Origin of the sequence: Lentibacter sp. (genome assembly GCF_965658795.1) — a bacterium.
In the GTDB taxonomy this organism is placed as follows: Bacteria; Pseudomonadota; Alphaproteobacteria; order Rhodobacterales; family Rhodobacteraceae; genus Lentibacter.
The window spans coordinates 47,054-69,182 of sequence record NZ_CBFHTG010000014.1 but is presented as its reverse complement, the minus strand read 5'-3'; the positions used below and the strand labels follow the sequence as shown (position 1 = coordinate 69,182).

General features: G+C 61.3%; 24 protein-coding genes and 1 pseudogene. 8 read left to right on the top strand and 17 right to left on the bottom strand.

Annotation, left to right across the window (positions count from 1 at the left end; translation table 11 throughout):
• Both ACTG3X_RS10860 and ACTG3X_RS10855 read right to left on the bottom strand, forming a co-directional pair.
• Nucleotides 1-77, bottom strand: a pseudogene (locus tag ACTG3X_RS10860) (GTP-binding protein); the annotation flags it as partial.
• A gap of 98 nt (nucleotides 78-175) precedes the next feature.
• Nucleotides 176-727: a hypothetical protein gene (locus ACTG3X_RS10855; protein ID WP_439111290.1), complete on the bottom strand. Its 552-nt coding sequence runs from the start codon at nucleotides 725-727 to the stop codon at nucleotides 176-178.
• 110 nt (nucleotides 728-837) lie between these two features.
• On the opposite strand from ACTG3X_RS10855, the gene ACTG3X_RS10850 reads away from it, so the two are divergent.
• A complete protein-coding gene (locus ACTG3X_RS10850) occupies nucleotides 838-2,190 on the top strand; it encodes a cytochrome P450 (RefSeq protein ID WP_439111289.1) in 1,353 nt (450 codons plus the stop codon).
• Here ACTG3X_RS10850 and ACTG3X_RS10845 read toward each other — a convergent pair.
• The 5 genes from ACTG3X_RS10845 to ACTG3X_RS10825 all read right to left on the bottom strand — a co-directional run bounded on the left by ACTG3X_RS10845 (nucleotide 2,187) and on the right by ACTG3X_RS10825 (nucleotide 9,198).
• The gene (locus ACTG3X_RS10845; protein ID WP_439111288.1) at nucleotides 2,187-2,735 is read right to left on the bottom strand and encodes a sarcosine oxidase subunit gamma; all 549 of its coding nucleotides are present in this window, start codon (nucleotides 2,733-2,735) and stop codon (nucleotides 2,187-2,189) included. The two genes, ACTG3X_RS10850 and ACTG3X_RS10845, sit on opposite strands and share 4 nt — an antisense overlap.
• Nucleotides 2,728-5,658, bottom strand: a complete 2,931-nt coding sequence (locus ACTG3X_RS10840; protein WP_439111287.1) for a sarcosine oxidase subunit alpha family protein — start codon at nucleotides 5,656-5,658, stop codon at nucleotides 2,728-2,730. Before ACTG3X_RS10840 ends, ACTG3X_RS10845 begins: the two co-directional genes overlap by 8 nt.
• Complete coding sequence (locus ACTG3X_RS10835; RefSeq protein ID WP_439111286.1) at nucleotides 5,655-5,927, bottom strand: sarcosine oxidase subunit delta; 273 nt, start codon at nucleotides 5,925-5,927, stop codon at nucleotides 5,655-5,657. The genes ACTG3X_RS10840 and ACTG3X_RS10835 overlap by 4 nt, the downstream gene beginning before the upstream one ends.
• A 48-nt stretch (nucleotides 5,928-5,975) precedes the next feature.
• A complete protein-coding gene (locus tag ACTG3X_RS10830) occupies nucleotides 5,976-7,229 on the bottom strand; it encodes a sarcosine oxidase subunit beta family protein (protein WP_439111285.1) in 1,254 nt (417 codons plus the stop codon).
• A gap of 535 nt (nucleotides 7,230-7,764) precedes the next feature.
• Complete coding sequence (locus tag ACTG3X_RS10825; RefSeq protein WP_439111284.1) at nucleotides 7,765-9,198, bottom strand: Glu/Leu/Phe/Val family dehydrogenase; 1,434 nt, start codon at nucleotides 9,196-9,198, stop codon at nucleotides 7,765-7,767.
• A 375-nt stretch (nucleotides 9,199-9,573) separates the two neighbouring features.
• Here ACTG3X_RS10825 and ACTG3X_RS10820 point away from each other — a divergent pair, with 375 nt between their 5' ends.
• The 3 genes from ACTG3X_RS10820 to ACTG3X_RS10810 are packed head-to-tail and all read left to right on the top strand — an operon-like array spanning nucleotide 9,574 to nucleotide 12,286.
• On the top strand, nucleotides 9,574-11,199 hold the full coding sequence (locus tag ACTG3X_RS10820) for a pilus assembly protein TadG-related protein (protein WP_439111283.1): 1,626 nt from the start codon (nucleotides 9,574-9,576) through the stop codon (nucleotides 11,197-11,199).
• Nucleotides 11,196-11,729, top strand: coding sequence for a TadE/TadG family type IV pilus assembly protein (locus ACTG3X_RS10815; RefSeq protein ID WP_439111282.1), 534 nt, complete (start codon nucleotides 11,196-11,198; stop codon nucleotides 11,727-11,729). Before ACTG3X_RS10820 ends, ACTG3X_RS10815 begins: the two co-directional genes overlap by 4 nt.
• Entirely contained in the window at nucleotides 11,729-12,286 is a 558-nt protein-coding gene (locus tag ACTG3X_RS10810; RefSeq protein WP_439111281.1) for a TadE/TadG family type IV pilus assembly protein, read from the top strand. The genes ACTG3X_RS10815 and ACTG3X_RS10810 overlap by 1 nt, the downstream gene beginning before the upstream one ends.
• Here ACTG3X_RS10810 and ACTG3X_RS10805 read toward each other — a convergent pair.
• Together ACTG3X_RS10805 and ACTG3X_RS10800 are read right to left on the bottom strand one after the other, a co-directional pair.
• On the bottom strand, nucleotides 12,283-12,774 hold the full coding sequence (locus ACTG3X_RS10805; RefSeq protein WP_439111280.1) for a hypothetical protein: 492 nt from the start codon (nucleotides 12,772-12,774) through the stop codon (nucleotides 12,283-12,285). The genes ACTG3X_RS10810 and ACTG3X_RS10805 overlap by 4 nt on opposite strands.
• A gap of 174 nt (nucleotides 12,775-12,948) precedes the next feature.
• Complete coding sequence (locus ACTG3X_RS10800) at nucleotides 12,949-13,893, bottom strand: NAD(P)-dependent oxidoreductase (RefSeq protein ID WP_439111279.1); 945 nt, start codon at nucleotides 13,891-13,893, stop codon at nucleotides 12,949-12,951.
• Nucleotides 13,894-14,082: 189 nt separating this feature from the next.
• Between ACTG3X_RS10800 and ACTG3X_RS10795 the strand changes: the two genes are divergently transcribed.
• The gene (locus ACTG3X_RS10795) at nucleotides 14,083-14,994 is read left to right on the top strand and encodes a pirin family protein (RefSeq protein WP_439111278.1); all 912 of its coding nucleotides are present in this window, start codon (nucleotides 14,083-14,085) and stop codon (nucleotides 14,992-14,994) included.
• Between the two features lie 134 nt (nucleotides 14,995-15,128).
• Here ACTG3X_RS10795 and ACTG3X_RS10790 read toward each other — a convergent pair whose 3' ends face one another.
• Both ACTG3X_RS10790 and ACTG3X_RS10785 read right to left on the bottom strand, forming a co-directional pair.
• The gene (locus ACTG3X_RS10790; protein ID WP_439111277.1) at nucleotides 15,129-15,821 is read right to left on the bottom strand and encodes an HAD family hydrolase; all 693 of its coding nucleotides are present in this window, start codon (nucleotides 15,819-15,821) and stop codon (nucleotides 15,129-15,131) included.
• Nucleotides 15,818-16,102: a DUF3572 domain-containing protein gene (locus ACTG3X_RS10785; protein ID WP_439111276.1), complete on the bottom strand. Its 285-nt coding sequence runs from the start codon at nucleotides 16,100-16,102 to the stop codon at nucleotides 15,818-15,820. Before ACTG3X_RS10785 ends, ACTG3X_RS10790 begins: the two co-directional genes overlap by 4 nt.
• Before the next feature lie 83 nt (nucleotides 16,103-16,185).
• On the opposite strand from ACTG3X_RS10785, the gene ACTG3X_RS10780 reads away from it, so the two are divergent.
• Nucleotides 16,186-17,592, top strand: a complete 1,407-nt coding sequence (locus ACTG3X_RS10780) for a diguanylate cyclase (RefSeq protein ID WP_439111275.1) — start codon at nucleotides 16,186-16,188, stop codon at nucleotides 17,590-17,592.
• A gap of 25 nt (nucleotides 17,593-17,617) precedes the next feature.
• Here the strand turns inward: ACTG3X_RS10780 and ACTG3X_RS10775 are convergent, their stop codons facing one another.
• From ACTG3X_RS10775 to ACTG3X_RS10760, 4 genes are all read right to left on the bottom strand, one after another.
• Nucleotides 17,618-18,109 (bottom strand): periplasmic heavy metal sensor, encoded by a 492-nt coding sequence (locus tag ACTG3X_RS10775; protein WP_439111274.1) that lies wholly within the window; start codon nucleotides 18,107-18,109, stop codon nucleotides 17,618-17,620.
• On the bottom strand, nucleotides 18,109-18,516 hold the full coding sequence (locus ACTG3X_RS10770) for a hypothetical protein (protein ID WP_439111273.1): 408 nt from the start codon (nucleotides 18,514-18,516) through the stop codon (nucleotides 18,109-18,111). Before ACTG3X_RS10770 ends, ACTG3X_RS10775 begins: the two co-directional genes overlap by 1 nt.
• Nucleotides 18,503-19,087, bottom strand: coding sequence for an RNA polymerase sigma factor (locus ACTG3X_RS10765; RefSeq protein ID WP_439111291.1), 585 nt, complete (start codon nucleotides 19,085-19,087; stop codon nucleotides 18,503-18,505). The genes ACTG3X_RS10770 and ACTG3X_RS10765 overlap by 14 nt, the downstream gene beginning before the upstream one ends.
• A gap of 73 nt (nucleotides 19,088-19,160) precedes the next feature.
• Nucleotides 19,161-19,607, bottom strand: coding sequence for an EF-hand domain-containing protein (locus ACTG3X_RS10760; RefSeq protein WP_439111272.1), 447 nt, complete (start codon nucleotides 19,605-19,607; stop codon nucleotides 19,161-19,163).
• A gap of 185 nt (nucleotides 19,608-19,792) precedes the next feature.
• Here ACTG3X_RS10760 and ACTG3X_RS10755 point away from each other — a divergent pair, with 185 nt between their 5' ends.
• Both ACTG3X_RS10755 and ACTG3X_RS10750 read left to right on the top strand, forming a co-directional pair.
• The gene (locus tag ACTG3X_RS10755; RefSeq protein ID WP_439111271.1) at nucleotides 19,793-20,209 is read left to right on the top strand and encodes a DUF983 domain-containing protein; all 417 of its coding nucleotides are present in this window, start codon (nucleotides 19,793-19,795) and stop codon (nucleotides 20,207-20,209) included.
• A gap of 30 nt (nucleotides 20,210-20,239) precedes the next feature.
• The gene (locus ACTG3X_RS10750) at nucleotides 20,240-20,962 is read left to right on the top strand and encodes an NUDIX hydrolase (RefSeq protein ID WP_439111270.1); all 723 of its coding nucleotides are present in this window, start codon (nucleotides 20,240-20,242) and stop codon (nucleotides 20,960-20,962) included.
• 21 nt (nucleotides 20,963-20,983) lie between these two features.
• On the opposite strand, the gene ACTG3X_RS10745 is transcribed toward ACTG3X_RS10750, so the two are convergent.
• Nucleotides 20,984-21,877, bottom strand: coding sequence for a fatty acid desaturase (locus tag ACTG3X_RS10745; protein ID WP_439111269.1), 894 nt, complete (start codon nucleotides 21,875-21,877; stop codon nucleotides 20,984-20,986).
• A complete protein-coding gene (locus ACTG3X_RS10740) occupies nucleotides 21,874-22,074 on the bottom strand; it encodes a DUF2061 domain-containing protein (RefSeq protein WP_439111268.1) in 201 nt (66 codons plus the stop codon). The genes ACTG3X_RS10745 and ACTG3X_RS10740 overlap by 4 nt, the downstream gene beginning before the upstream one ends.
• Between the last annotated feature and the right edge of the window lie 55 nt (nucleotides 22,075-22,129).

The following is a 22,129-nucleotide window of genomic DNA, read 5'->3' as shown; positions in this document are numbered from 1 at the left end:
GTCTTGCCGTGGTCAACGTGACCAATCGTGCCGATGTTGCAGTGTGGTTTACTACGGTCAAACTTTTCCTTTGCCATCGCGTTGGCGCCCCTTCATGTTACGGCCCGCATCTGCGCAGCCTTGTTAATCTGAGCGCGCACATATGGCCTTCTGGCAGAGAAATCAACCCGCGAAATCACCCTTCTGGCGTATCTGCAAACCAGCCCTCGCCCGCATTCTGGCGCACGAGCCACAGCTCGATCATTTTGGCGGCGTTTTTGGAGAGGTTCTCAAGCTGCTCATCTGCCGACTGGGTGAGGCCCGAGCCGATCACCTGCCCGCCCGAGAGCTGCTCGAACACCACAATCTGGTGGGCCTTTTCGTTGAGCTTCTTGTTGGCGGCATCGTCCCAGACGGTGATGCGCAAAATCAGCGCCGACTTGGGGCTGCCCACAATCGGGATCCCCGGTTGCGCCAGCACATAGCCCTCAAGGCTCACACCAAAGTGATAGAGCTTCTCGCCCTCATAGCGCTCAAACCGCTCCGCGATCCGCGCGGTCACAGCCTCGATCCACGCCTCATCCGATTTCTCGCGGCTCAGCGGGCCTTTCTCGAAATTGGGCGTGACAACGATATTGTGCCCGAGGCGGAAGTTGCCAAGGTCAACAGCCGGTTCATCAAGATCATTGGGGTTGGTACAGGCCGCCAGAGCGCCCAGAACAGCAAACATAAAGAATCGGCGCAGCATCGCAGCACTCCTGAAAAAAACTTGCCCCGACCTATACCAGCGGCTCCGCGCATGCAATTGTTCCGCCCATCCCGCGCCCCTATATCAAGGGCAGGATTGGAGGATGCCTCATGTCAGATAGCCACACCCCCGTTGCCGTACCGCTTGTGCGCGAGCCGTGGGGCCTGCTGCGCAGCTTGTCCGAAGCGCGCAAGAACGTGCTCTCCATCATTCCGGACATTGCCACCAAACAGCCCATCGTCTCTGGCAAGACAGGCGTGCGCTGGCACATGTTGATGGACCCCGACGCGATCCGCCGTGTGCTGCTGGAAGAGCTGGAGAACTATCCCAAATCCGATGTGACAAAGAACCTGTTGCGCCCTGCCATCGGCGAAAGCCTCTTTATTGCCGAGGGCGCGCATTGGCGCTGGCAGCGGCGTGCGGCAGCCCCCGTGTTTTCCCACCGCAACGTCACAGGCCTTGCCCCCGTCATGAGCGCCGCCGCCGAGGCGAGCCTTGGCCGCGTTGAGGCCGCCGGCAACCGCGCCACCGATATCTACGCCGAAATGGTGCGCGCCACCTTTGACATCACCGCCAAGGTCACGCTTTCGGGCGGCAACACCTTCTCCTCTGAAGAGGTGCACAAAGCGATTGACGGCTATATCGCTGCGGCGGGCAAGCTCTCGTTCTTTGATATCCTCGGCCTACCCATGTGGGTGCCGCGCCCGTCACGTGTCATGGCGGGCAGCTCCCTCAAGCAGATGAAAACCATCGCCGATGATGCCGTCAATTCCCGCCGCACGGCAGGCGCGGGCGATGTGCCCGATCTGCTCGACCTCTTGCTTGAGGGCGAAGACCCCGAGACAGGCCGCGCCATGAGCACCGCCGAGCTGCGCGACAACCTGCTCACCTTTATTGTGGCGGGCCACGAAACCACAGCGCTCACGCTGGCATGGGCCTTCTACCTCTGCGCTTTTGATCAGAGCGTCCAAGACAAGGCCCGCAGCGAGGCACAGGAGGCTTTGCAAGGCCGCACAGCCACCGCCGCCGACCTGCCCAATCTGCCCTATTGCCGCATGATCATTGACGAGGCACTGCGCCTTTATCCGCCTGCAGCCATCGTCTCGCGCACAGCCCAGGCGCCCGATACGCTCGCAGGCCGCGAGGTGCGCCGCGGCGACACCGTGATGATCCCGATCTACGCGCTGCACCGCAACGCGCTCTTGTGGGACGAGCCCGACACCTTCCGCCCCGAGCGCTTTGCCGACCGCAAGAAAGTCGATCGTTACGCCTACCTGCCCTTTGGCGACGGCCCGCGCATCTGCATCGGGGCCAGCTTCGCGCTACAGGAGGCGGTGATCATCCTTGCCACCCTGCTCTCAAAGCGCAAGTTCACGCTGGTCGAAGGCAAAACCCCCAAGCCTGTGATGATCCTGACCTTGCGCCCCGAAGGCGGCGTCTGGCTGACCTCCGAAGCGGTTTAGCCCGCCCGCGCCGCAACGCCTTCCATGGCGACCTGCAGGTCATGCACCAGCGTCTTGGCCATGGATCGAAAGCCCATGATCTGCCAGCTGGTCGCGCTCAACCGCGTGATCGAGCACGCCATGTGAAACACTTCTGTGCGCGCCGTGGCCCCCACAGGGAAAGCCTGATCGCGCATATCCAGAGGCGTGAGCCGCGCCAGCACATCGCGCGCGCCCGCGCCCTCAAGCACAAGGCACGACCACGCATCAGACTGATCGGTCAGCGCCGCATGGGCGGCAAGCTTTGCATCCGCCTCAACGCCCACAAGCACCGCCTGCTTGCGCCCGAACCACAGCAGGCGCGCCGCACCGCTCTGCGAGGTGCCCCCGGCCGCAGGCCAGCCCAGCCCGTGCGCCTTATCAAGCGCCGTGGCAAGCGCCGCCTCGCGGCCCTTGTAGGGCGCGATCAGCGTGAGCGGCCCGACCTCGGCCTCACTCAGATGCACACCACCAAGGGTGAGCGGCAAAAGCCCTGCTGCGGGCGAAAGTGCTTTCAACTCAATCACGGCTGCGCTCCCCCTCTGGGTCCAGAAAGACCGGATGACAGACTTCACATGTGGTGGCGATGCCGCGCACATGGTCAACCATCTGCACAATCTCGCCGTGGCGCGCACGCCCACCGCGCAAAAAACCAAGGCCAAGATAGGTGCCAAGCGTGGGCGAAAAGCCCACCGAGGTCAGGTAGCCCTCGTTGTTGGCGCGCGTTGGCTCAACGCCCTCGTTGTACAGATGCGCCCCCGCCAACAGCTGCTTCACAACCCCGACAGGCTTGAGGCCCACCATCATCTCGCGGTCGTCCTCCACCAGCCCCTCGCGATGCGCGGGTGTCTTGCCGATGAAGTCTTTTTTCTTGCTCAACATCCCGTGCATTCCGATGTCAAAAGCCGTCACGCGGCCATGAATTTCAGAATGGGTGATAAAGCCTTTCTCGATGCGCAAGACATTGAGCGCCTCCATCCCGTAAGCGCCGCCGCCCGCCGCCTCGGCCCGCGCCTTGAGTGCAGCAAACAGGCTCTCGCCATAGCGCGCCGGCACAGCGATCTCGTAGGCATGTTCGCCCGAAAAGCTGATGCGGAACAAACGCCCCGTGATCCCGCCAACCGAAATGTCGCCACAGGCCATAAAGGGCCATGCCTCGCCATCAATCGGGCTGTCGAGCACGCCGTTGAGCAGCTCGCGCGCCTTTGGCCCCGCCACCGCAAACTGCGCCCAGTGCTCTGTGACAGAGGCAAAGCGCACATCAAGATCAGGCCGCAAGCCTTGGCTCACAAACTCGAGGTGTTTCATCACCTCACCCGCTGCCGCCGTGGTGGTCGTCATCACAAAGTGATCCTCACCCAGCCGCGCGGTCGTGCCGTCATCCATCACATGGCCGTCTTCGCGCAGCATAAGCCCGTAGCGTACGCGCCCCACCTTCAGGGTGGAAAACATATTGGTGTAAACAAAGTCGAGAAACGCGCCCGCGTCGCGGCCCTTGATGTCGATCTTGCCGAGCGTGGAGACATCACAGATGCCCACAGCGTTGCGCACATAGCCCACTTCGCGGTCACAGGCCTGCCGCCACGTTGTCTCGCCTTGCGCGGGGAAATAACTGGGCCGATACCACAGCCCCGCCTCGATCAGCGGTGCGTTTGCAGCCACAGTCAGCTTGTGCGAGGTCGTAAAGCGCTCGGGCGCAAAGCCCTTGTCCGCCGCCCCCGCCGCCATCGCGGCAATCGCCACAGGCGTGAAAGGCGGGCGGTAGGTTGTTGTGCCCGTCTCGGGAATACCCCGCCCCGTGGCATCGGCCAGCACAGCCAGCGCCTGCACGTTGGAATTCTTGCCTTGATCGGTTGCCATGCCTTGCGTGGTGTAGCGCTTCATATGCTCCACCGAGCGGAAGTTTTCGACAGCGGCCTGCTTCACATCTTTCACAGTCACATCGTTCTGGAAATCAAGCCACGCGCGGCCCTTGCCCGCCACGGCCCAGAGCGGCGCAATCCTGTAAGCGCGCGCCTCTGCCGTGGGCAGTTCGGGCGCTTGTGCTGTCAGCCCCAGCGCCTCGCAAGCGGCCTGTGCTGCGCCCACACCTTCGCCAAGGCACTCGGCGGTCGAGAACACACCGTTGCACGCCCCTGCCGCGATGAGGCCCGGCACCATGCCCGCCTTGGGCACAAAGGCCGCAATCTCTTCGCGCCACGCAGGCCGCCCGTTCATATGGCAGGTCAGGTGCAGCGTCGGGTTCCAGCCACCCGACATGCCAAGGCAGTCGGCCAGCACCTTCTCGATCCCTGAGGCGCGCGCAATGCTCACCGCCTCAAGCTGCTTGCGCCCTTCGGTGCCGCAGACCTGCGCCCCCGCATAAAACGGCACATCCAGCACACAGGTCGCATCGGCGCGGCTATCGACCAGCGCAGCGATATGCACCCCTGCTGCCAGCAAATCAGCGGCCACATCATGGATGCTGTCATTGTTGCCAAAGAGCACGATCTTCTGCCCCGGCGCCACATTCCAGCGGTTGACAAAGCTGCGTATCGCGCTCGCCATCATCACACCGGGGCGGTCGTTGTTCTGAAAGGCAATGGGCCGCTCCAGAGCGCCCGCCGCCAGCACCGTGCGCTTGGCCGCAATGCGCCAGAAGCACTCTTTGGGCAGGCCTTTGGCCAGCGGGCGGTGGTGCGCCACACGCTCAAGTGCGCCATAGGTGCCCCCGTCATAGGCCCCCGTCACGCTTGTCCGCGTCATGATACGGACGTTCTGCATCCCCTCAAGTCTGGCTGTCATCATGGCCGCCCAGTCGCGCGCCGCCATCCCGTCAATCTCGCCGCTTTCGCTGAGCAGACGCCCGCCAAGGGCGCTGTCTTCTTCCGCCAGTATCACATCCGCGCCCGCCTCGGCCGCGGTGAAAGCGGCCATAAGCCCCGTTGGCCCCGAGCCGACAACCAGCACATCGCAATGCGCAAAGGCGCGCTCGTATTTGTCTGTGATCGGCACGCCCGAAATCGCGCCAAGCCCTGCCGCACGGCGAATGACAGGCTCGTAAAGCTTCTCCCAAAACGCTTTGGGCCACATGAATGTCTTGTAATAAAACCCCGCGCCCAAGAAGGGCGCGCCAAGGTCGTTCACAGCCATCACATCAAAATCAAGGCTGGGCCAGCGGTTCTGGCTGCGGGCCTCAAGCCCCTCGTATATCTCTTGCACAGTGGCGCGCACGTTGGGGTCCTGGCTGCCGCCCGTGCCCACAGTCACCAGCGCGTTCGGCTCCTCGGAGCCCGCTGTCAGCACACCACGGGGGCGGTGATACTTGAACGAGCGCGCCATAAGCGTGATGCCGTTGGCCAGCAGGGCCGAGGCGAGCGTATCGCCTTCAAAGCCCTCATAGCTGCGCCCGTCAAAGGTAAAGCGCACACGGCGGTCGCGGTTGATCGTGCCAGATCCCTGAAGCCTCATGCGCTGGCCTCCTTCACATCTTCGGCCAAACGCACAGCGCCAAACGCATGGGTCACCATGTTGCGCTCGGCCACCAGCCAGCTGCCACAGCCCATATCATGAAACCACAGCTCCTCTGACACGCCCGCAACATTGTCGCGGTTGTGCAGATAGTCGTCCCACGCCAGAGCGCCCGCATCTTCCGTGGGCCGCTCAAGCGCAAGGGCATGGCCCTTGTAGCTGAACTCTCGGCTGTCTCTCTCGCCACAAATCGGGCAGGCTATACGCATGGGTCTCTTGTCCTATGTTACGCGCTTTTCAGGCGTGTCGTGCGCACCTCAGTGCAGGTTGTGCTGGCTACCGGAGTGCTCTTCATCCATCAGGCCACGGCCCGTCACAAAACGGTCAAGGCGGTGCTTCATCGCGACCTCATGGGGCTGGCCTGTCGCCATCAGATGCGCCATGCAATAGCCCGACGCAGGCACAGCCTTGAAGCCGCCATAGCACCAGCCCGCATTCACAAAGAACCCCTCGATATGGGTCTTGTCGATGATAAAGCTGCCATCAGGCGTCATATCCATGATCCCGCCCCAAGAGCGCAAAACACGCGCCTTGCCGATCTGGGGCAAGAGGCACATCGCCGCTTCCATCACATGCTCTTTTGTCGGCAGGTTGCCGCGCTGCGCATAGGAGGCATAAAAATCAAGATCACCGCCAAACACCAGCCCGCCCTTGTCGGACTGGCTCATATACATATGGCCCATGCCAAAGGTGACAACATGGTCGATACAGGGCTTCAGCCCCTCGGTCACAAAGGCCTGAAGCACATGGCTCTCGATCGGCAGGCGCATCCCCGCCATCGCCGCCACTTGCGACGAGCGCCCGGCCACAACCATACCCACTTTCTTGGCCCTGATCGCGCCGCGCGTGGTTTGCACGCCCTGCACAACCCCGTCGACAATATCGATGCCTGTGACTTCGCAGTTCTGGATGAGATCGACCCCGCGCTGGTCAGCCCCGCGCGCAAAGCCCCAGGCCACCGCATCGTGGCGCGCCGTGCCGCCGCGCTTGTGATACAAACCGCCATAAATCGGGAAGCGGATGTTGTCGTGGTTGAGGTTGGGCAGAAGCTCGCGCACCGTGGTCTTGTCGAGCAGAATAGCATCATCGCCCTGGCTGATCATCATATTCGCGCGCTTGGCCGCCGCGTCGCGCTGCCCGTCGGAGTGAAACAGGTTGATCACGCCGCGCTGGCTCATCATCGCGTTGTAATTAAGGTCCTGCTCCAGCCCCTCCCAGAGCTTGAGCGAATGGCTGTAAAACTGCGAGTTGCCCTCAAGCCCGTAGTTGGCGCGCACAATCGTCGTGTTGCGCCCCACATTGCCGCCGCCGATATAGCCCTTTTCCAGCACGGCGATGTTGGTCATCCCGTGGTTCTTGGCAAGGTAATAGGCCGTAGACAGCCCGTGCCCACCGCCGCCGATGATGATCGCGTCATATTCGGGCTTTGGCGCAGGGTCGCGCCAATGGGGCGTCCAGCCTTTGTTGCCAGTCAAACCCTCTTTGAGAATTTTCAGCGCAGAAAAGCGCATGTGTCCCCCTTCGCCTTACGGCGTATTCCCCGGCGCAGCGCGCTCTAAACTCGGGCCAGACTATCAAGCCGACCCGTGAAGGGAAGGCCCCTTTTCGACACAGACTGTCCCGCTGGCGACTGTGGGTTTGAAATTTGCACAAATGCGCTTCAGTCAGGCTAAAGCAGCAGCAAAATAAATACGCCCGCCTGAATATCAATCGCCCAGAGTATTGCGCCCGCAATGCGGGGCGAAGCAGACACTCGCCACCGTAGGCCAACGTCAGCCCCCGGGGTGGCGACCCATCGCGCGTTTCAGAGCCCTTTATGCCAGCCAAGCCCCTCCAACAGACATGTCTCGCGCCTGCCTCAGCCAAATCGCCAGCCCAAGGGAGGGGCTGTCGATGGCCGGGCCGCTACGCGGCTGTTAACCGGCTTGGTGCTCCTAATCGAAGGTTCTCTCTGGCCTCAAAGGCGCCGCTCGCTGCATCACCCCTCCACAACAAAAAAGGCAGCCCAAAGGCCGCCTTTCCCGTTCTCTCAAGCTTTTGCAGCGCTTACAGCCCCTTGGCGCGGTAGCTTGCGGCCACCTTCCTGATCGCCACAAGATAGGCCGCCATGCGCAGATCAGGCACATCTTCTCGGCTGTGCCACACCTCGCGCATGCTCTGGTAGGCTGTGCGCATCGTGTCATCGAGGCCCGAGCGCACCAGCTCAAGCTCGTCTGCCCCTTTGAGGTATTTGGACTTGAAGTCAGGTGTCATCGACCAAGCCTCGCCCAGGTGGCGGCTCAGGCGCTCAAGCTCGCTCACGATCAGCTCGTGGCGCGCCTCTTCCTGGCGGCGGCCCATGCGGCCAAAGCGGATGTGGCTCAGGTTCTTCACCCACTCAAAGTATGACACCGTCACACCGCCCGCGTTGGCATACATATCAGGGATAATCACACAGCCCTTCTCGCGCAGGATCTCGTCGGCTCCAGAGGTGACAGGGCCGTTGGCCGCCTCGATGATCAGCGGCGCCTTGATCCGCTCGGCATTGGAGAGGTTGATCACCCCTTCCAGCGCCGCAGGGATCAGGATGTCGCAGTCTTCTTCCAGAACAAGCGCGCCCTCTTGCACATGCGTCGCATCAGGGAAGCCCGTGACCCCGCCGTGCTTCTGGATCCAGCCATGCACCGCATCCACGTCCAGCCCCTTGGGGTTAAACAAGGCACCATCGCGCTCGATAATCCCGATGATCAGCGCGCCGTCTTCATCACCAAGGAATTTGGCCGCGTGATAACCCACATTGCCAAGCCCCTGCACGATCACGCGCTTGCCCTCAAGCTTGCCCTCCATGCGGGCCATGGCCACATCTTCGGGGTGGCGGAAGAATTCGCGCAGCGCATATTGCACACCGCGCCCCGTGGCCTCGGTGCGGCCCTGAATGCCGCCCGCGTTGATGGGCTTGCCCGTGACACAGGCCGAGGCGTTGATATCGGTGGTGTTCATGCGGCGGTATTGGTCGGCAATCCACGCCATCTCGCGCTCGCCCGTGCCCATATCGGGCGCAGGCACGTTCTGGCTCGGGTGGATCAGGTCGCGCTTGGCCAGCTCATAGGCAAAGCGGCGCGTGATCAGCTCAAGCTCGTGTTCGTCATATTGGCGCGGGTCAATGCACAGCCCGCCCTTTGAGCCGCCAAACGGCGCCTCCACCAGCGCGCATTTGTAAGTCATCAGCGCCGCAAGCGCCTCCACTTCATCCTGGTTCACACCAAGCGAATAGCGGATACCGCCTTTTACAGGCTCCATGTGCTCGCTGTGCACCGAGCGGTAGCCCGTAAATGTCTGGATCTGCCCCCGCAACCGCACGCCAAAGCGCACCGTATAGGTCGCGTTGCAGACCCTGATTTTCTCTTCCAACCCCGGGGGCAGGTCCATCACCGCCACCGCACGGTTAAACATCAAATCAACGCTCTCGCGAAAACTCGGCTCGTTAAAATTAGCGTTCATTCCAGTTCTCCCATTTCCAGCCTCAGCGCCGCAGTGCAGCGACTCAGATCTGCTGTGCACATTTGTCGCACCTATAGCCGCAGGGGCCAACCGCCTTTTCCCAAAGCTAGCGCCCAGAAGTTAAGAATTCGCTCTGCCTGTTCCAACCCCGCGCCCCTGCGCAAAAAAATTGAATCGAATTTGTCTCTTTGTTGAACGAGATGAAACAGTCTCCCCAAACCTGAGCGATAGGTTCCAAAAAGCTCTGTTTTTCTTAAAAAAACCTCATTTCCTGCCCTATTTCCGCCATAGACCTCACCCAAAAGAATGATTGGACAAATATGACATAACCCCCGACAGCCCCTGCATTTTGCAGCGTCGGGAAAGCGAGGAAATATGGACCTGACACCCGTCACATCACGCAGCGGCGACCGCTTTGCGATGCCATCAAAAGTTGCTCCCTTTCTCAAGCGCTTCGCTCGGGAGGAAGACGGCGTCATCGTCGCCTTCTCGGTCTACTTCATGCTGATGATCCTCTTCGTCGGGGCCGTTGGCGTCGATGTGATGCGCTATGAGTCCCAGCGCTCGCGCCTCCAGCATGTGCTTGATCAGGCCGTGCTCGCCGCCGCCGACCTTGACCAGCGCAGCCCGCCCGCCGAAGTGGTGGCCGACTATTTCGCCAAATCCGGCCTCACCAACGCAGAATTGCTCACAACCGTCGTCAACGAGGGGCTGAACTTCCGCGAAGTTTCCGCAACCGCCCGCGAGGTTGTCCCGACCCAGATCAGCCATATGCTCGGCATCAACCAGATGATGGCCCCGGCCGCGTCCGCCGCCGAAGAGCGCGTGGACTCTGTCGAAATTTCGATGGTGCTCGACGTCTCCGGCTCCATGAACGGCAGCCGCCTCAACAACTTGCGCCCTGCCGCCCGCGACTTTGTCGATACGGTTCTGGCGCTGTCTGATGCCGAAGATGTCTCGATCTCGATCGTGCCCTACGCCACGCAAGTCGCCGCAGGCGAAGAGCTTCTGAACCAGTTCAGAACCCACGATTCACACGACTATTCTTCCTGCATCAACTTTGACGACAACGACTTTGACACCACAGCCATGTCGCCCCTTGCCAACGGCTCGCAGTCCTACCAGCAAACAGCCCATTTTGACAAATTCACCTACTCTGTTGATACCAGCTCCGAAGGCCTGCGCGACACGCAAGGCTCGCTGCCCGTGTGCTCCAACCGGCCCTCTTCCGAAATCCTGCCGCTCAGCAACAACGTCAATGCGCTGCACGGCCAGATCAACGCGCTGGCCGCCAACGGCAACACCTCGGCCGACCTCGGCATCAAATGGGGTGCAGCCCTGCTCGATCCGAGCTTGCAGCCTGTTGTGAACAACCTGATCGCCTCAAACACAGTCGACAACGCCTTCGCCGGCCGCCCGCTCGATTACACAGACCCCAACTCGATCAAAGTGCTCGTGGTCATGACCGATGGTCAGAACACAAACCAATACATGCTGCGCGACCCCTACCGCAGCGGCAACTCCAACGTCTACTACAACGCGGGCACAAACCGCTTCGCCGTGCGCTACAACAACCGCTACTACGAGCAAAGCTGGAGCGGCAACAGCCAGATCAGATCAAACAATTGGTCATGGTCGCTGGGCGGGGGCTACAGCCGCCTCAGCAATCAGGATCTCTTTGCCAAAGTCAGCCAAGCCTGGATCGCCTACTACATCTACGGCGGAATCGACGGCAACGCCTGGAACACCTGGTACAATGGCCCCGACACCTCCGTGAGCGGCTGGACAAAAGACAGCCGCATGCAAGACATCTGCAGCGCCGCCAAAAACCAGGGCATCGTGATCTACACCATCGGCTTTCAGGCTCCGACACATGGCTCTGACGAGCTGCGCCAATGCGCCTCATCGCCCAGCCACTTCTTTGACGTCGCAGGGCTGGACATCGGCGAAGCCTTCTCCGCCATTGCCCAATCCATCAGCCAGCTGAAGCTTATCCAATGAAACAGTTCATTCAAAATATCCGCCGCTTTGGCCGCGATGAAGACGGAAACGCGACAGTCGAATTCGCCGTTCTGTTTCCCTTCTTTATCTTCATGTTCTGTGCCGCCGTCGAGCTTGGCATGATCACCTTCCGCCACTCCATGCTGGAGCGCGGGCTTGATCTGGCCGTGCGCGATGTCCGCCTGACAACAGGTGCCAACTTCCAGCACGACGACATCAAGGATATGACCTGCGAATACGCTGGCTTCCTGCCCGACTGCGACAGCCAGCTGCACCTTGAAATGCAGCCGCTGGACATGCGCAACTTTTCCGCGCCCAGCCGCGATGCGCGCTGCATGGATATCACCCAGGTCGCCAATCCGATCCGCCAGTTCAGCAACGGCCAGCAAAACCAGCTGATGGTCTTGCGCGCCTGCTATGTCTTCAGCCCCGTCTTCCCCCTCACAGGCCTTGGCCGCCACCTCGACTGGGATGGATCGGGCAACGCTTGGATGATTGCGACATCTGCCTTTGTTCAGGAGCCACTCTAATGATCTGGTCCTATATCAAATCCCGCCTTCACGCCTTCCGCGATGAAACAGGTGGCTCGGTCTCGGTCGAATTCATCATCATGGCCCCCATCGTCTTTTGGGCCTATGCCTCGATGTTCTCGTGGTTTGATGCCTACCGTCAGGTCGGCGTTCACGAAAAGGCCGCCTTCACCGTGGCCGATATGATCAGCCGTGAAACCAACCCGATCGACAACGACTATATCAACTCGACCCGCGATATGGTCCGCTTCCTCACGCGCTACCCGGGCCAGCCCGACATGCGCATCTCGGTCATCCGCTATGTGGAAAGCATCGACCAGTTCCGCCTGGATTGGTCGCGCAGCCGTGGCGGCTATCGCAATCTACGCAATCAGGAGGTGCGCAACTGGCACGACAGATTGCCCATGCTGGTTAATGGCGAGCGCATCATTCTTGTCGAAACGGCGATAGACTATACACCGCCGTTCCTCTTCGGGCTGATGGAAGAAAACACGCTCAGCACCTTTGTGTTCACCCGCCCGCGCTTTGCCCCGCAGCTCTGCTGGAACCAGTGCTAGCGCACCCTTAGCCGCTCGGTCTCCTTTGCAAGGGCCTGCTCAACAGCGCCGGCCAGCGTCGCAATGCTTGCGCGGCTGGCCGCACCGCCAAACGCGGCCCGTGGCCCCGCACACCACCACAGCCCCATGCACCAGCGCGGCGCAAGCTGGCGGCGCAGATGAAGCGTAAAGCCACTGGCGCCATGCAGACCCGATGCCGCGCGCTCAAGCTTTTCAACATCTGCCAGATCCACGATCAGCTCGCCTCGGCCCGTCTCAAGCCGCGTGCCCACAAGCCGCACAGCCTCGCCCGTGTCACGCCAGAGCTTATAGGCGCTCACCAGCAACAGCGCGGCCAGCGCCCAGACCATCAGCTGCACAACCGCCCCGCTCGGCGGGCGCATCACGGCAATGTTGAGCAAAACCAAACCCGACACAGCCACCATCCCCGCCCCGAACCAGCGCCGGAATGGGCTCACCCGCAACTCCGCCTGCACGTCCTCTGTCATGGGTCTCTCCTGCTCGTCTTGTTTCAACTTGGCCTGCGCACGCAGCGTTAACCCGTTTTCGGGGCCAACAGAAACGATTTAGGCGGTGCACAGGGGGTGCACGCTTTGTGCACGGGTTTCACCCCCCCTGAAAAAGGTGAGAACAGAGGCGTTAACCCCACCGCGCGCCACCTGTCAGCGCTTCACAATCACTTCCGCACCACGCTCTTCAGGCTCCTCATCCGTCATCTCGGCAGGGAAGCCGGGCGCGGTGACATCAAGGCCTGTCGCTTCCTCCAAGCGCTTGATAATATTGGGCGAAAGCTCTCTGGGGCCAAAGCGCGCAATCCCGTCCTGAAAGATGCTGATGAGCAGCGGGTTCAGCTCGAGCGGCACATTGGCACGGTCGGCAACCTCTTGAAAAAGCCCGATATCTTTCGCCACAAGGTCCATCGTAAACGAAATATCGCGGCTCCCGTTCAAAATAACCTGCCCCTCCGTCTCATGCACAAAGCTCGTGCCTGACGAAATCGCCATCGCCTCATAGGCCACGCCAAGGTCCATGCCCGCGCCCTTGGCCACGGTCAGCGCCTCGGCCACGCTCACAAGGTTGGCTGTGGCCAGATAATTGGTCAAGACCTTCAAAACACTGGCAGAACCAAGGTCGCCCGTGTGCAAAACCCGCCGCCCCATGATGGTGAGAAGTGGCAGAATGCGCTCGAATGTCGCCCGTTCACAGCCCGCAAAAATCGAGATATTGCCTGTGTCCGCACGGTGGCATCCGCCCGAGACAGGGCAGTCCACAGCCGCCCCGCCCGCCGCAATAACCTGCGCGCCAATGCGCTTCACTTCGGCCTCATCGGTGGTGCTCATCTCCATCCATATTTTGCCCTCGCGCACCTCGGGCAGCATCTGCGCCAGCACAGCCGCGCTTGCCGCAGGGCTTGGCAAACAGGTGATCACCGCATCGCAGTCGCGCATCAGCTCGGCGGCCGAGGCCCCCGCGCGTGCACCGGCAGCAACCTTGGCCTTAACAAAGTCTTCATTAAGATCATGGACCATCACATCCACACCATTCCGAACAAGACTGCCCGAAAGTTTTCCACCCACATTCCCGAGGCCAATAAATCCGACTTTCATAGTTTTCTCCCTGTTTTCATCATGCTCCCCCGCTTGGCAGGGGCCTGCTGGCCCACAAGCGACATCCTGGCGCATTTTTCACGTCACGCGCCCACTGTGCAGAAATGCACAGAGCGCCCCGCGTCCTGCAGAATTGCGCCAAAGCAGAGGCAGCCCTAGCTTCCTGTCAACAGCCACAGGAGCAAGCTCATGTCCATTCGCCCAACTCTCGAGACCCGCAAGGCCCAGCCCACCATGGAAGGCGCAGGCGTCCACCTGCACCGCGCCTTCGGCTTTCACGACCCCTCCGAGCTCGACCCGTTCCTGCTCTTTGATGATTTCCGCAACGAGCACCCGGCACATTATGCCAAGGGCTTTCCGTGGCACCCGCACCGTGGCATCGAAACCATCACATATGTCTTGTCAGGCGAGGTCGACCACGCCGACAGCCTCGGCAACACAGGCCGCCTCGGCGCAGGAGATGTACAATGGATGACCGCAGGCTCAGGCATCATGCATCAGGAAATGCCCCGCGGAAACGCCAAGGGCCAGATGCACGGCTTCCAGCTCTGGGCCAACCTGCCCCGCGATCTGAAAATGACAGATCCGCGCTATCAGGATGTCGAGGCCCGCGAGATCCCCGAAATCACCGATGATGACGGCACCCATGTGCGCGTGGTCACTGGTGCGTTCTGGGGCAAACGCGGCCCCGTCGATGGCATCGCAGCAGACCCTCAGTATCTCGATATTTTTGTCCCCGCTGGCGTCAAAAAGACCCTCCCCATCGACACCTACCGCCGTGCCTTTGCCTATGTCTTTGAAGGTCAGGGCGCCTTCGCCGACGCCAGCGCTCCCACGGGTGTCCTGCTGGAAAAAGAAGTCATGGGCGAGGAGCTCAACATCCGCGATATGTCAGGCGACCGCACCTTGATCCGCTTTGGCACAGGCGATGAAATCACGGTGCAAGCTGGCGAGGAAGGCGTGCGCTTCCTGCTCATCTCGGGCGCGCCCATCCAGGAGCCCGTGGCCTGGCACGGCCCCATCGTCATGAACACCCAAGACGAAATCCGCCAAGCCATGTCCGACCTGCGCAACGGCACCTTCATCAAGCCGGCCCATTAAAACACGGGCTTTCTTTTTGCCCCAAATATCCCGGGGTTGAATTGGCCAAAGGCCAAGAAGGGGCAGCGCCCCTTACGGGCGGGCCGCGCAAGCGGGCCGCCCCACCGCGATTTGGCGCAGCCAAAGCGCAACTCTTAGAGCTGATCCAGCCAATCTGGCAGATGCCCGATATCGGGCAAAACCACATCCGCCAGCGGCGCAAGATCGGCCTCGCCAGCCATCCCCGTCAGCACAGCCACCGTGCGCATCCCCGCCGCGCGCCCCGCGCGCAGATCATGGGTGCTGTCCCCCACCATCACCGCCGCCTCGGGCGCAATGCCGACAGCCTTGCAAAAGGCCAGAAGCTGCCCCGGCGCAGGCTTGCCGCCATAGCCGCTGTCAAAGCCTGCGATAAAGTCAAACAAAGGCACGACACCCGCGCTCCCCAGATGGGCCCGTGCAGGCGCTTCCGCGTCGTTCGTGGCCACGCCCAGTTTCAGCCCCCGCGCGCGCAGCTGGCCTAGCAAGGGCGCAAGCGGCACAGCTTCGGCTTGTGGCGCACGGCCCGCCTCTTCGTTGAGCAAGCTCACAATCTCCGCCTGCGTCATCTCGGGCAAATGCCCTGAAAGCGCCGCCGCAATCTCGCTTGGCATCCCCGCAATCACGATAGACTCGGCGCGAAACACCTGCGCGTCATAGTCAAAGCTCACCGCCTCCGCCAAGGCCCGCGCATGGGCCTCATCGCGCCCCAACCGGCGCAGAAACGCAAGCGCCCAAGCCTCCCACGTGCTGGCAAAGTCAAAGAGCGTTCCGTCCTTGTCAAAAATGACAGCCTCTACAGATCTCATGTCCAGTTCACCTGCTCCCCGCCGGGCAAGGCCGCCCGCGCCCGCATCGGCAGGTCATATTTCAGCCCCTCCGCGTCGCAAAACCCCATGACCCAGGCATCATCCATTAACAAAAAGTCCAAGACCGACGCCAGAAAGGCAGGTTCACCGGCTTGCGCCTTGATATCCCCCGCCAAAGCGCCGCTCGCGCCCAGAAAAACGGGCAGCAGGTCTTCGTTTCCCGCCAGCCAGATGAGCGCTTTTATGCCGATATCTTCGGCCATCTCCTGTGAAATCGACATTTTTAACTGCCCCAGAAAGGTTTTCTTAACCAGTTTTGCGAGATGATGAAGAGAACCGCAAGTCCAAAGGGATGGTATCGCTCATGCCACGTAAAGTCTTAATCGTTGATGATATCGCGACCAACAGGATCGTACTCAACGTCAAGCTCTCCTCTGCGGGCTATGAGGTTGTGCAAGCGACGAACGTCGCCGAAGCTGTCACGCTGGCGCGCCAAGATCGCCCCGATCTTGTGCTCGCCACAGCACGGCCAGACAAGATCAGCCCAACCCATTTTCTAGAGGCCTTCACCTCTGATCCGAAGACAGCCAAGCTCCCTGTGATCATGCTGATGGAGGGCTACAACCCGGCCGCACGGCTCGCCTTACTCAAGGCAGGCGCCGCCGATGTCATGTGCCAGCCCACCAAGGTCGCGTCTTTGCTTGCGCGCTTTCGCTCCATCCTGCGCAGCCACGACAGCAGCGAAGAGGCTCTCTTGGCCGAGCGCATTTCCCAGTCGCTCGGGTTCTGCGAAACCCCCAGCAGCTTTGCGCCGCCAAGCTGTACGGCGCTCATCACCCCGAAATCCACCCGCGCCAAGGCGTGGTGCGCAGGGCTTGGCTCAGGCAATAGCAACACTGTTTTCGCCAGCACAGACTCCGAAATCCTCAACCAGACAAGCGGCTACAATCCGGATGTGATCGTGGTCGAGCTCGCGGCCCAAACGCCCGAAGAAGGCCTCTGCCTTCTGGCCGATCTGCGCGCCCACCCGCGCACACGCCATGCAGGCCTCATTGCTGTGCTCTCCGAACCTGTCGAGGCGCTCTATTGCAACGCCCTTGACCGGGGGGCAGACGAGGTCTTGCCCCATGGCTACTGTGCGCAGGAGTTGGCCTTGCGGATTGATGAACTCACGGTGCGCAAGCGCCGCAACGACCACCGCCGCGCACATATGCACGAAGGCCTGCGCGCCGCCGTGCGCGATGCGCTCACAGGGCTTTACAACCGGCGCTATGCGCTGCCCAAACTCGCCAACCTTTTGGTGCAAAGCGCACATGAGGGCCAGAGTTGCGCTGTGATGGCGCTGGATGTCGACCACTTCAAGCGGGTCAATGATGTGCTCGGTCACAATGCAGGCGATGTGGCGCTGGTCACACTGTCTGGCCTGCTGGAGGCACACATCCGCCCGGGCGATCTTGTCGCGCGGATCGGCGGTGAGGAGTTCCTGATCATCATGCCAAACACCAGCCACGCCCAAGCCCAGCGCACAGCAACACGGCTCTGTAGCGTGATCGCCAACCACCCCTTCCGCCTCGCAACACATCTTGCGCCACAGCATCTCACGATGAGCATCGGTGTGGCCGTGCAAGAGGCAAGCCGCCTTCTCTGCGAAAGCCCCTCCGCGGCCGACGGGCTTGCCGACAGCCTGCTGGAGCGCGCAGATGCCGCGCTCTACCGCTCAAAGCGCCATGGCCGCAACCAGGTCACCATGAGTGAGCGCAGCGCGGCTTAGGCTGAGGTTTAGGCTCCGTTCGGGCTCAGTCGTCTTTCGTCTTGAAAGAGTTGGGGCCACGCTCAAGCGCGGCATCCAACCGTTCGGCCACAGCCACGCGCGCCGCTGGGGTCATCGCAGAAAAGCGTGCCAACATGGCCTCTTCGGCCACATCGCGGGTGTTGCGCAAATGGGCTGACTTCTGCGCAAGTGCTGCCTCAAGGCGCGCGGCATCAAAGGGGTCGGCCTTCAGCGCGCCCGACACCGCTTCAAGCGCTGTTTTCTGCGCCGCCCAAAAGGCCGCACGCCCGCCGCCTTGAGCCTCTTTGACGGCTTTGCCAATGGCGCGGCGGTCTTCGCCCTCCAGCACCCGCACCAGAACATCGGCCCGCATGCTTGTGTGCGACGGCGCGCCATGGCGCAGCCCAGCCCCCACAAAAAGCCCCACCAGCACAAGGTTCAGCGCAAGCGAGCCAATGAAGATGCCCTTCAGCTTACGGCTCATGCGTGGTGTCGTTGTGTCTCTTGGTCCCGCCATCAGAACTCTCCCAATGCTGCAAGGTATTCATAATCGTCGCCCAAACTATCAAGCGCCGCGCTGCTGCCCAAGGCAGGCAGGCCAAAGCTGTCACCGACCCCCATCACAGGGCTGATGCCCAGCCACAGACCAAAGGCCGAAGCCGTTGCCAGCCCGCCAAGACCGGCCCAGCCACCGAGCATCTCAAACACGCCCTCAAACACTCCGCGGCGCGGTGCACTCTGCAAAACGCCCGGAGCAGGAAAGCCAAGCTGCACAGCCTCTGCATCGGCCAGGATCCGCGCCATCATGGCGCTGTCCGGCTGCGGTGCATGGCGCTTGGCGGCCGCAAACATATCTTCAAGCATGGCCTCGCCCATGTCATGTGCTGTGTTGCGTTGTCTATCGCCTGTGTCAGTCATCTTCATACCCCAGTTCTTCCTTGCGCCCTTCAAGCGCGGCTTTCAAAGCCCTTTTCCCGCGTGCAACAAGGCTTTCCACGGCCTCAACTTTCACGTCCATAATCTCGCCGATCTCGGGGTTTGCCAGCCCCTCGATATGGCGCAGAACAACAGCTTGGCGCTGGCGCTCCGGCAGCCCGTTGAGCGCCGCTTGCAGCGCATCCACGCGCGCGCGCTCCTGCATCCGCTCCAGAGCAGACGGCGCACCATCTTCAGGCTCTGCCACCGATGCAATGTCCACCATCCGCCGCTTGCGCAAACGGTCGGTCGCGGCGTTGGCCACAACACGGTAGAGCCATGTTGTCACCTTGGCCTCGCCCCGCCGCCATTCGGGCGCAATGCGCCAGAGCTTGAGCAGCGACTCCTGCGCAACATCTTCGGCTTCGGCCCTGTCGCCCAAAAGGCGGTAGGCATGCGCCAGCACAACAGGCGTGAGCCGCGCGGTCAACACCTCGGCCGCACGGGCATCACCCCTTGCAAACTGCAAGAGAAGCGCCTCGTCATCCAGCTCAAGTGTCCTATCCAGCGGCATATCCATCATTCCATCGGCCTAGCTTTCACAGCGTCGTCTGGCAAGCGCGCAGAGCAACCGCTCCGCGCGCGCCCTCGGGTCAGTCGTGCTTTTTGCCGTGACCGCGCATCTTGCCCATTTCGTCTTTGCTCACAAAGCCGTCTTTGTCGGCATCGAGCTTGGCAAACATCTCGCTTTGGCGTGCGTTGTCCTGCATTTCTTCAAGGCTGAGCGCGCCATCTTTGTTGGCGTCATGGCGCTCCAGCATTTTGCCAAACCGCTTTTCCGCCCGCTTGGAGCCTGAAGCCGTTGCCTCATCTGCCGTGATCATGCCATCCGAATTGGCATCCGCTTCTGCAAAGCGCGCAGCGGGTGTGGCCTGCATTTCTTCAAGGCTCAACTTGCCGTCTTTGTTGGTGTCCATCTGCTCAAAGCGCATCTGGCCTTTGTCATCGCCCTTTTTGTGGCCCCCGAAGGCCATAGCGCCTCCTGCTGCCACCGTCAGACTGGCTGCGACAATAACTGCAACTGCATAGGTCCGTTTCATGTGATATCTCCTGTATCTTGCCTTGGTCTTCGTCCTCGGCTTCTGGGGCTGATACGCGCCCCTGCTTCTTTTCCGTCGCCCCCATGACCCAAATTCGCGACATCCCGCCGCAAGGGCAACTTGCCCCCTTTATTTCTTGGGCTTTCGGCCTCATCCTTTACCAAACGTCAGCCAACGGATCTTTCATGCCCCACTCCGATCAAACACTCGCCCAAAGCCACTCGCTCGACACAGCTGAAGAGCGCCCGCTCAAATCGGCCTTGCGCAAGGGCTGGGCCTGCAAGTGCCCCAACTGTGGCTCAGGCCCCCTGCTCAAAGCCTACCTCAAGGTGAATGACGAATGCGCCGTCTGCGGCGAAGACTTCAGCCACCACCGCGCCGATGACGGCCCCGCCTACCTCACCATCCTCGTGGTCGGCCATGTGATGATTCCCGCTCTGCACATCACCTTTGTGCAGTACCGCCCCGAGCCTCTGACGCTCTTTACCATCTTCGCGCTTGGCACGACTGCCCTCACCCTATACCTTCTGCCCAGAATGAAAGGCGCGGTCATCGGCTTTCAATGGGCCCGTCGCATGCATGGTTTTGGCGGCGGCAGTTGAGCTTTGCCGCGCCCCTGCTTTGAGGGCCAGATGACACAACCAGTCGACAAAACCGCCATCCGCAACGCTGCAACAGTCATCGCCCTGCGCGACCGCTTCACAGCGCCCAAGGTTCTGATGGGCCAGCGCGGCGCTGCAGCGGCCTTCATGCCCAACAAGTTTGTCTTCCCGGGTGGCGCACTGGATGAGGAAGATTTCGATATCCCTCTGGCCGAAGGCTTTCACCCCATCTGCGCAGAGCGGCTTGTAGAGGGCTGCGAAAAAGACATCTCCCGCGCCCTCGGCGTGGCCGCCATTCGCGAGCTCTGGGAAGAAACAGGCCTGATTCTTGGGACACGCGGCGCATGGGCTGGCAATGTCCCGGAGGAGTGGGAAGACTTCGCAGATGAGGGCTTCCTCCCCTCCGCACGGCCCCTGCAATTTGTCTTTCGCGCCATCACCCCCCCGGGGCGCCCGCGCCGCTTTGATGCACGTTTCTTTCTGGTTGATGCGGCCGAAATCGCCTCTGATCTGGATGATTTTTCCGGCGCCGAGGATGAGCTCTCCCACCTGCAATGGATCCCTCTGGAAGAGGTGCGCAGCTTTGATCTGCCCTTCATCACCGAGGTTGTCCTCGCCGAAGTGGCCCACCGCGCGCATCTCACAGAGCCGCCCACAAACGTGCCCTTCTTTCACAACGGCGAGGAAGAAAGCCTGTTTCTGCGCCTCGGCGGGCGCGGCCCGCTCACAGGCAAAGAGATCGCCGATACCTAAGCCACAGCCCGCGGCAGCGGCCTAGTCACTTGGCCAGAGCGGATGCGGCACAGGGTCTTTGGCACGCCAGAAATACTGACCGAACACCTCACGATAGGAACGGTAGTAATACCCGTCATTCTTGTCCAGAAAGGCTGTGCGCTCGGCACGAAACAGCGCTGGCAAACGGTACCACGGCACGCCGGGGCGCTCGTGATGCACCACATGGTAGTTGTTGTTGAGAAACAAAAGCGCCAGCAGCCCACGGTCTTCCACAATCACAGTGCGCCCCTGCGTCGCCTCATGGGCGCGGTGCTCCAGAAACGTGCGGATCTTTAAAATCGACAGCGCCACATAGGTTGCCAGACCCAAAGCCCAAAGCGGCATATGGCCCAGCGCCACAGCCCACCACAGCACCAGCGCCACCGCAGGAATATGGACAAGCCAGCTCACCAGCACATCGCGCGCGCCAGCGCGTATGCTGCGCCAGTCATCGCGCATAAAGACGTATTGCCCCACAAGCGGCCCCACGAGCATACGCCCGAAAAGCGTGTTGTTAAACATCAACACCGCCTGCCCCCAAGCGGGCATCTCGGCCCAGACTTTCGGGTCACGATAGTTGCTCTCAGGGTCATCATAAGGGTCTGTCAGGCGTTCGTCCTGATGGTGGATCAGATGCAGGTCACGAAACCGCCCATAAGGCACAAAAAGCGAAAGCTGCGGAAAGACCAGCGCTTCATTGAGCCAGCGCAGCCGCGTCGGATGTCCGTGGAGGGCCTCATGGCACAGCGAGGAATGCTGCACAGCTGCCAAGGCCACACAGACCATCCCCAGAGGCAGCCAGACGTCGGCAGCCCATGTCATCCCCAGCGCCCAAAGCCCATAGGTTGCCAGCAGCAAAGCCAGCGTCGGCAGCTCGACCCGCGCCAGCCTCACACGCGCCCCCAAGACACATTGGCCCAAACCCGCTCATACAGCACATAGCTCACAAACCCGATACCGGCGTTGGCCAAAGCCATCATCCCACCAAGCGCAAAAGAGCCCGTGGCCACAAAGCCGACCGCGCTCATCACGCTCAATCCGATGATGTTCCACAAAATGGCTTTGGCAAAGGTGCGTCTACGGCTGTCCAAGACAGGCTCCCATATGTGAGGTCAGTGTTCACAAAACCGTTACAGGCGCAGGCCC

Coding starts and splice junctions, on each gene's coding strand:
- ACTG3X_RS10855 (WP_439111290.1), bottom strand. CDS start 727: ATGCTGCGCCGATTCTTTATGTTTGCTGTTCTGGGCGCTCTGGCGGCC.
- ACTG3X_RS10850 (WP_439111289.1), top strand. CDS start 838: ATGTCAGATAGCCACACCCCCGTTGCCGTACCGCTTGTGCGCGAGCCG.
- ACTG3X_RS10840 (WP_439111287.1), bottom strand. CDS start 5,658: ATGAGGCTTCAGGGATCTGGCACGATCAACCGCGACCGCCGTGTGCGC.
- ACTG3X_RS10835 (WP_439111286.1), bottom strand. CDS start 5,927: ATGCGTATAGCCTGCCCGATTTGTGGCGAGAGAGACAGCCGAGAGTTC.
- ACTG3X_RS10830 (WP_439111285.1), bottom strand. CDS start 7,229: ATGCGCTTTTCTGCGCTGAAAATTCTCAAAGAGGGTTTGACTGGCAAC.
- ACTG3X_RS10825 (WP_439111284.1), bottom strand. CDS start 9,198: ATGAACGCTAATTTTAACGAGCCGAGTTTTCGCGAGAGCGTTGATTTG.
- ACTG3X_RS10820 (WP_439111283.1), top strand. CDS start 9,574: ATGGACCTGACACCCGTCACATCACGCAGCGGCGACCGCTTTGCGATG.
- ACTG3X_RS10815 (WP_439111282.1), top strand. CDS start 11,196: ATGAAACAGTTCATTCAAAATATCCGCCGCTTTGGCCGCGATGAAGAC.
- ACTG3X_RS10810 (WP_439111281.1), top strand. CDS start 11,729: ATGATCTGGTCCTATATCAAATCCCGCCTTCACGCCTTCCGCGATGAA.
- ACTG3X_RS10805 (WP_439111280.1), bottom strand. CDS start 12,774: ATGACAGAGGACGTGCAGGCGGAGTTGCGGGTGAGCCCATTCCGGCGC.
- ACTG3X_RS10800 (WP_439111279.1), bottom strand. CDS start 13,893: ATGAAAGTCGGATTTATTGGCCTCGGGAATGTGGGTGGAAAACTTTCG.
- ACTG3X_RS10795 (WP_439111278.1), top strand. CDS start 14,083: ATGTCCATTCGCCCAACTCTCGAGACCCGCAAGGCCCAGCCCACCATG.
- ACTG3X_RS10790 (WP_439111277.1), bottom strand. CDS start 15,821: ATGAGATCTGTAGAGGCTGTCATTTTTGACAAGGACGGAACGCTCTTT.
- ACTG3X_RS10785 (WP_439111276.1), bottom strand. CDS start 16,102: ATGTCGATTTCACAGGAGATGGCCGAAGATATCGGCATAAAAGCGCTC.
- ACTG3X_RS10780 (WP_439111275.1), top strand. CDS start 16,186: ATGCCACGTAAAGTCTTAATCGTTGATGATATCGCGACCAACAGGATC.
- ACTG3X_RS10775 (WP_439111274.1), bottom strand. CDS start 18,109: ATGGCGGGACCAAGAGACACAACGACACCACGCATGAGCCGTAAGCTG.
- ACTG3X_RS10770 (WP_439111273.1), bottom strand. CDS start 18,516: ATGAAGATGACTGACACAGGCGATAGACAACGCAACACAGCACATGAC.
- ACTG3X_RS10765 (WP_439111291.1), bottom strand. CDS start 19,087: ATGGATATGCCGCTGGATAGGACACTTGAGCTGGATGACGAGGCGCTT.
- ACTG3X_RS10760 (WP_439111272.1), bottom strand. CDS start 19,607: ATGAAACGGACCTATGCAGTTGCAGTTATTGTCGCAGCCAGTCTGACG.
- ACTG3X_RS10755 (WP_439111271.1), top strand. CDS start 19,793: ATGCCCCACTCCGATCAAACACTCGCCCAAAGCCACTCGCTCGACACA.
- ACTG3X_RS10750 (WP_439111270.1), top strand. CDS start 20,240: ATGACACAACCAGTCGACAAAACCGCCATCCGCAACGCTGCAACAGTC.